Annotated in this window: 1 protein-coding gene; it reads right to left on the bottom strand. The window is 53.9% G+C overall.

The genetic code is table 11. The annotated features are described in order from the left end of the window. On the bottom strand, nt 1–620 hold a 620-nt coding region (gene istA, locus Q5Y71_RS17105), incomplete at both ends, for an IS21 family transposase (protein ID WP_306043276.1).

The following is a 620-nucleotide window of genomic DNA, read 5'->3' as shown; positions in this document are numbered from 1 at the left end:
GATACGCGCTTGCTGTGCTCGACAAAGCCGTCGAAGGCCACGGGAACTGGCATCATCGCCGGTAGTTCATCTTCCAGGCAATCTGCTAGTGAGCGGGTTTTGAACTGGGGATGCGCCGTTTCTCGCCATAGTGCCTGACAACGTTCTTGCAGCCAGTTGTTAAGCTCATTCAAGGACTTAAACGGTGGTGTGTCATACCAGAGCCCGTGACGGGCATCCAGTACGCCCTTCTCAACTTGTCCCTTTTCCCAACCGGCAGCAGGGTTACAGAATTCAGGCTCATACAGGTAATGGCCGACCATGGCATGGAAGCGCTTGTTAATTTGGCGTTGCTTGCCGCGACCAATCTTGTCCACGGCCGTTTTCATATTGTCGTAAATCCCGCGTTCCGGAATACCACCAAACGCGGTAAACGCATGGTAGTGCGCATCGAACAGCATCTCGTGAGACTGGGTCAGGTAGGCTCGCATAAAGTAAGCGCGGCTGTAGCAGAGCTTGAAATGCGCTATCTGTAGTTTGGTGTTCACTCCGTTGATCTTGATCCAGTCTTCACTCCAGTCGAACTGGAACGCCTCTCCGGGCACAAATCGCAGCGGCACATACGCCTGCTTGCCAGCAGT

Source organism: Microbulbifer sp. 2205BS26-8, from assembly GCF_030731025.1.
GTDB lineage: Bacteria > Pseudomonadota > Gammaproteobacteria > Pseudomonadales > Cellvibrionaceae > Microbulbifer > Microbulbifer spongiae.
This window is presented reverse-complemented; position numbering and strand designations above follow the sequence as displayed.